Below are 6,296 nucleotides of genomic sequence, written 5' to 3' on the forward strand. Positions count from 1 at the left end.
CGCTTTGGCCATCAGTCCCTGCCCTGCGCCACGGTTCCGGTGATATCGGATTTCTGCGCCAACGGCCCGCCGCGCCAGATGTACAGCGCCAGCAACGGGTCTTTGCCCGTGCGCATGGCGTGATTGACGTTGGAAGCGTGATGAACGACCTCGCCGGCCGTACGCATGCAAAAGCCGCTCTCGCCCATGCGCCATTCGGTGCCGCCGGTCAGCGGAATGTAGATTTCCTCGGCGACGTGATGGTGGTCGGGATAGACGATATCTGGTCCAAGAATCAGCAGGCCGGCGGCGGCCGCGTCATTGGCAAAGTGGCCACGTGTGCCGAACACTTCCAGCCAGCCGTAATTCTCGATGAACTCTTTCCCGAAGTCCGCCTCGCCATAAGTCTGCCCCCAGCGGAAATCATTCCGACGTTCGGCAAGCAGTTGCACCAGCGGCTTGGCATCCGGAGGCGCCAGTTCGGCGGCGCGATCGAGATGGCGCAGGCAGGCAAGCGGACGCGGCTCCAGCGTGCGAGCCGGCATGTCCCAGCCGATCCGGGCCACGGCATCGCGCATCAGGACGTGATCCACGGTCGCAAGGTATGCGTGGAACCGGCCCAGCAGTTCATCGAATTTTGTCGTCATATCTTGCTCCGGACATGCATTGATGCACAGCCGCTCCGCAGGGGATCGGGTTGCGCGGCGGCATCATTGGTCTAGATTGGTGCGCGCGCAAAGCCAAAAACAACAGGCCAGCGAGCTAGCTGGCCAGCACACAGGGAGCACGCCATGGACGCCGCGGTCGATGCGAGCACCAGCCAATTCGAACTCAACGAGGAGCAGCGCGCCATCCAGGAGATGGCGCAGGCCTTCGCCGCCGACCGTGTCGCACCGAATGCGCTCGATTGGGACCGCAACAAGCATTTCCCGGCCGACGTGATCCGCGAGACCGGTCCGCTCGGGCTCGGCGGCATCTATATCAGGGACGATGTCGGTGGCTCGGCACTTGGCCGGCTCGACGCCGTGCTGATCTTTGAGGCGCTGTCGCACGCCGATCCGGCCTTTTCGTCCTTCATCTCGATCCACAACATGGTGGCCTCGATGATCGACCGTTTCGGCAATGACGAACAGCGCCAGCGCTTCCTGCCCAAGCTCACTTCGATGGAATGGCTGGCCAGCTACTGCCTGACCGAGCCAGGCTCCGGCTCCGATGCCGCGGCGCTCAAGACCCGTGCGGTGAAGAGCGGCGGCGACTATGTGCTCAACGGCACCAAACAGTTCATCTCCGGCGCCGGCGACAGCGATGTCTATGCCGTCATGGTGCGCACCGGCGCGGACGGGCCGAAAGGCATTTCCACCATCGTCGTGCCCAGAGATGCGCCGGGCCTCTCCTTTGGGGCAAACGAGCACAAGATGGGCTGGCACATGCAGTCGACCCGCCAGGTCATCTTCGAGGATTGCAAGGTGCCGGCGGAGAACCTTCTGTCCGACGAAGGCGCTGGCTTCGGCATCGCCATGGCCGGGCTCGACGGCGGCCGGCTGAACATCGCCGCCTGTTCGCTGGGCGGCGCGCAGTCGGCGCTCGACAAGGCGCTGTCCTACACCGCCGAGCGCAAGGCTTTCGGCTCGAAGATCAATCAATTCCAGGCGCTGCAATTCAGGCTGGCCGACATGGAGACCGAGCTGCAGGCGGCGCGTATCTTCCTTTATGCCGCCGCCTCGAAGCTCGACCGCAAGGCGCCGGATGCTGGCAAATGGTCGGCGATGGCCAAGCGCTTCGTCACCGACACCGGCTTCAATGTCGCCAATGACGCACTGCAGCTGCTCGGCGGCTACGGCTACCTGCACGACTACGGCATCGAGAAACTGGTGCGGGACCTGCGCGTGCACCAGATCCTCGAAGGCACCAACGAGATCATGCGCGTCATCATCGCTCGCGCGCTGATTGGCCGTTGAAGCCAGCAACTCTGGGAGACAGACAATGACGACGATCGCCTTCATCGGCCTCGGCAATATGGGCAATCCAATGGCCGCCAATCTGGTCAAGGCCGGGCATGCGGTGAACGGTTTCGACCTCGTTCCGGAAAACCTCACCGTCGCCAAGGAACATGGCGTGACGATTATGGCGAATGCCTTGGCCGCGGTGAAGGATGCCGACGTGGTGATCACCATGCTGCCTGCAGGCAAGCATGTCCTCTCCGTCTACGAAGACATCGCGCCCAAGGCCAGGCAAGGCGCACTCTTTATCGATTCCTCGACCATCGACGTCGAGTCAGCCCGCAAAGCCCACGCCGTCGCCAGGAAGCACGCGCTGTCGTCGATCGATGCACCGGTCTCGGGCGGCACCGGCGGGGCTGCGGCCGGCACGCTGACCTTCATGGCGGGAGGCTCCGATGATGCCTTCGCTGCCGCCGAGCCGATCCTGAAGCCGATGGCCGGCCGCATCGTCCATTGCGGCGGCGACGGCGCCGGCCAGGCAGCAAAGATCTGCAACAACATGATCCTCGGCATTTCGATGATCGGTGTCGCCGAAGCCTTCGTTCTGGCCGAAAAGCTCGGCCTGTCGCATCAGGCGCTGTTCGACGTCGCCTCGACCTCGTCGGGCCAATGCTGGTCCTTGACCACCTACTGCCCGGTGCCCGGCCCGGTGCCGACTTCGCCCGCAAACAGGGACTACAACCCAGGATTTGCAGCCGCCTTGATGCTGAAAGACCTGAAATTGTCCCAGGAAGCCGCGCAAGGTGCGGGTGCTGTAACGCCGCTCGGTGCCGAAGCGGCTCAGCTTTATGCCTTGTTCAACGCCCAGGGACATGGCGGCGTCGATTTCTCCGGCATAATTAATTTTCTCAGGGGTAACCCGGCGTAACCCACGGATTTGGCGGATTTTTCCGGTTTCCTTCGGTGGAAAAAATGAAAATTTAGATTTGCTTAAGCTCTCGATAACTCCGCGGTAACGATGTCCCTATAAAACGGACTGTGAGGCGGACATCTCATCCGTCCGGCGCTCCGGATCAGGTCTCGCGTACCGGAGCCCGTAAGTTTCGACAAGTGCCATAAGTTTCGCAAAGTGTTTGCGTAGCGAAGCGCCATGCGTATCTGGCAAAACCGCGTTCCCGATGGAGCGCGGTTTTTGCGTTTTACCCTGCAGCACGGTTGAGACATCGATGAACCGGAAACTGTACTCCGGGATACCTCACATGCGCCCGCGGGCGCCTTCCGGATCATAGGGCGAGTCGGCGATCACCTTTGCCGCGCGGCGCTCGCCGAGGATCGAAACCTGGAGCTCGGTACCGGGCGACACAAGTTCCAGGGGCAGCAGCGCAAGTGCTATGTCGTGACCAAAAGTGTAGGAATAGCCCGCCGAGGTGATGTGGCCGACGAGCTCGCCTTCGCGGTAAACGCCCTCGAAGGCGAATGCGCTCGCACCATCCGTGTCGATCGACAGTGTGGCGATCCGGCGTGTAACCTGCTGCTGTTTCGCGACCAGTGCCGCCCGGCCGATGAAGTCCCTGTTGTCGAGGCTGATGAAGCGCTCGAGGCCGCTTTCCCAGGCGGACAATTCGGGGTTCATATCGCGGTACATGGCCCGGTAGGATTTATCGAGACGAAGCGATTCCAGCGCTTGAAGTCCGACCAGCCTCAGCCCGTGTGCCTCTCCCGATGCCAGAAGCGCATCCAGCAAATGCCGCTGGTAGCAGAGTGGATGATAGAGCTCCCATCCCAGCTCACCCGAATAGTTGACACGCAGCAGCCGTACGTCGCTGGCCATGCCGACGGTGCTGGACTGTACGCTGAACCATGGGAAGGCCTCGTTGGAGAGGTCGATCTCCGTCAGCGGCTGCAGTATGTCGCGCGCCTTCGGCCCAACCACCGTGAAGCTGCCGCGATCCTCCGTGACGTTGCGCAGATGCACGCTGCCGTCCTTCGGCAACAGCCGGCCGAGATCGTCAAGGTTCCAGCGTTCGGCGCGCGGCGTCGATATGAGATAGAACAGGTCGCTCTGCAGCCGCGCCACCACATACTCGGCCTGCACGCCGCCGGTCGGCGTCAGGTGATGGGCAAGAGCGACACGACCGGGACGCGGCAGTCTGTTGGCCAGGATTCCGTCGAGCCAGCCCTCGGCGCCCGGCCCGCCGACCTCGAACTTGGTCATTGGTGTCATCTCGACCAGACCGCCGGCGTGGCGGACAGCCTGGACCTCTGCGGCGACGTGGTTCCCCTTGGGGGTCCAGCGCCAGCTGTAGACATTGCGCGCCTCGACACCCGCGGGCGCAAACCAGCTCGGCATCTCCCAGCCGTTCAACACGTCCCATACCGCGCCAAGCTGACTTAGGCGGTCATAGGACGGGGCCGTTTTCTGCGGTCGCGCCGCCGGCATGTCCTGGCCCGGATAGTGCTGTACGGCGTGGGTGCCCCAGGCTTCCCGGACCTTGGCCCGGGTCCAGTTCTTGTTGGCGTATCGGCCGAACCTGCGGGGATCCAGCTCCGCCGTGTCGATGCTGTTGCCACCCTCCACGATCCGTTCGGAGAGGTAATAGCCAATCGCACCGCCCCAAAGGATGCCCCCCGGCACCCCTTCGGCGAGCCAGACATTCTCCAGGCCCCACGCCTGCCCCATCAGCGGCAGCTCATCGGCCGTCATCTGGAAAGGTCCTCGCACATTGCGCTTGATGCCGGCGCGCCCGAGCGCGGGAACCAGTTCGGTGGCGCGCTCCCAGTTCCAGGAAACGGCATCGAAATCTTCATCGAGCAGATCGGCGCCGAACCATTCCGGGACACCGTTTTCGGCGAACAGCTTGAGCTGCTCGGTACGCTCATAGGGACCGAACATCAGCCCGTCTCCCTCTTCGCGCAGATAGCCCTCGTAACCCTCGTCCCTGAGGATCGGCATCTCCGGAAGACCAAGCCGTTTGCGTTCCACGATTTCGGGAACCGCCTCGGTGATCCAGTACTGGTGCAGGATCGGGATCGCGGGAATGTCCAGGCCCAGCATGGCGCCTGTCTGGCGTGCGTAATTGCCTGTTGCAAGGATGACATGTTCACAGACGATCTCGCCGCGTGAGGTTTTGACCCTCCACTCGCCGCTCGGCATCCGCTCGAAACCCACGACCTCGGTATCAAGATGGATCTTCGCGCCGAGGTCGCGTGCACCCTTGGCCATGGCCTGGGTGACATCGGCGGGTGCAATGTGGCCGTCATCGGGATGGTAGAGGGCACCCAGCATGGTGTTGTTGTCGAGCAGCGGCCAGATCTCTCGCGCCTCCGCGGGCGATACGATCCGGGCCCGCACTCCCTGGACCTCGGCAACGTCCATGTAGCTTCTGTACTCGTCCAGCCTGTCGCGCGTGTTGGCAATGCGCAGTTGCCCGCATTTGTGCCAGCCGACGTTCTGGCCCGTCTCCGCCTCCAGGCCTTCATAGATCGCGATCGATCTGGCGATCATGCGGCCGACATTGCGGCTGCGCGCGTAAGAGGGGATGAGCCCCGCGGCATGCCATGTCGAACCGGCCGTAAGCTGTGTTCGCTCCAGCAATGCCACATCGGTCCAGCCGCGCTTTGCCAGGCCGTAGAGAATGCCGGCGCCCACACAGCCGCCACCGACCACGACCGCACGAAAGGAACTCACCATATGCGCGTGCCCTTGTCTGAAATTGCCACCGGTCCACATGAACGCATGCGCATACTGTCAGACAGCATCCGGCTTTTCAGCATATTTCCTTGTCTGGAACGCTGCAGTGGTCACCCGACTGTTGGGCCACGAAGCCGGCCGAACTGTCAGCTGTCGCGCCCGCGTTCAGGCCGCTTTTTTGCGTTTTGCCTAGCTATATTCCGATTGCAGCATTCGGGATCGGGACATGATCTTCGTTGATCAGCACGATCGGCGCATCGGCTCCCTCGACCCTGACGACCAGCAGGCGCAGGCTCCACGTGCCGGCTGTCCGGACAGCCGTCGAATAGGCCGTGCCCTTGCCCCTGGCGCCGTGGACCGGAATGCCGAACTGGGCGTCACCAGCCCCATTCGCATCGACGTTGAGATGGCCGCCGACCCAGAAACTGTCGGTTTGCAACCCCGGTCAGGTCTTGTTGGACAGCCGGCGAAAATTCGCTTTCACGGCACGGCTTGCCGGCTTCAGCGCGGCGCTGATCGAGCGCTCCGCCGCAACCCCGTTGAACAGCGATGGCGTGCGGCCGGAAAAGACTTCCGGCCAGAACCGCGACGCCGATTGCAGGAAAGACATTTGCGCCGCAAACGCGCCTTCGGCCATAGCGGCGGTCTTCTCGTTGACCGCACGCGCCGTCTCCGTACTCCATGGC

The 6,296-nt window shown here is 63.0% G+C and carries 6 protein-coding genes; 2 read left to right on the plus strand and 4 right to left on the minus strand.

The window, feature by feature from the left end; genetic code table 11:
* Positions 1 to 11 precede the first annotated feature (11 nt).
* Positions 12 to 626, minus strand: coding sequence for a dimethylsulfonioproprionate lyase family protein (locus EN884_RS21285; RefSeq protein WP_063168187.1), 615 nt, complete (start codon positions 624 to 626; stop codon positions 12 to 14).
* Between the two features lie 144 nt (positions 627 to 770).
* Here EN884_RS21285 and EN884_RS21290 point away from each other — a divergent pair, with 144 nt between their 5' ends.
* A complete protein-coding gene (locus EN884_RS21290) occupies positions 771 to 1,937 on the plus strand; it encodes an isobutyryl-CoA dehydrogenase (protein ID WP_013531207.1) in 1,167 nt (388 codons plus the stop codon).
* 25 nt (positions 1,938 to 1,962) lie between these two features.
* A complete protein-coding gene (mmsB, locus tag EN884_RS21295; RefSeq protein WP_063168188.1) occupies positions 1,963 to 2,847 on the plus strand; it encodes a 3-hydroxyisobutyrate dehydrogenase in 885 nt (294 codons plus the stop codon).
* A 327-nt stretch (positions 2,848 to 3,174) separates the two neighbouring features.
* On the opposite strand, the gene EN884_RS21305 is transcribed toward mmsB, so the two are convergent.
* From EN884_RS21305 to EN884_RS21315, 3 genes are all read right to left on the minus strand, one after another.
* A complete protein-coding gene (locus tag EN884_RS21305; RefSeq protein ID WP_063170256.1) occupies positions 3,175 to 5,610 on the minus strand; it encodes an FAD-dependent oxidoreductase in 2,436 nt (811 codons plus the stop codon).
* A gap of 193 nt (positions 5,611 to 5,803) precedes the next feature.
* The gene (locus EN884_RS21310; protein WP_244514305.1) at positions 5,804 to 6,049 is read right to left on the minus strand and encodes a cytochrome c oxidase assembly factor Coa1 family protein; all 246 of its coding nucleotides are present in this window, start codon (positions 6,047 to 6,049) and stop codon (positions 5,804 to 5,806) included.
* A 6-nt stretch (positions 6,050 to 6,055) separates the two neighbouring features.
* Positions 6,056 to 6,296, minus strand: a 241-nt coding sequence (locus tag EN884_RS21315; protein ID WP_128360723.1) for a hypothetical protein, incomplete at its 5' end; no start/stop codon positions are given.

Origin of the sequence: Mesorhizobium sp. M7A.F.Ca.AU.001.01.1.1, from assembly GCF_004022735.1 — a bacterium.
Taxonomy (GTDB): domain Bacteria; phylum Pseudomonadota; class Alphaproteobacteria; order Rhizobiales; family Rhizobiaceae; genus Mesorhizobium; species Mesorhizobium ciceri.

Bases quoted from the DNA above. Each gene is read 5' to 3' on its own strand.
- EN884_RS21285 (WP_063168187.1), bottom strand. From the start codon at position 626: ATGACGACAAAATTCGATGAACTGCTGGGCCGGTTCCACGCATACCTT.
- EN884_RS21290 (WP_013531207.1), top strand. From the start codon at position 771: ATGGACGCCGCGGTCGATGCGAGCACCAGCCAATTCGAACTCAACGAG.
- mmsB (WP_063168188.1), top strand. From the start codon at position 1,963: ATGACGACGATCGCCTTCATCGGCCTCGGCAATATGGGCAATCCAATG.
- EN884_RS21305 (WP_063170256.1), bottom strand. From the start codon at position 5,610: ATGGTGAGTTCCTTTCGTGCGGTCGTGGTCGGTGGCGGCTGTGTGGGC.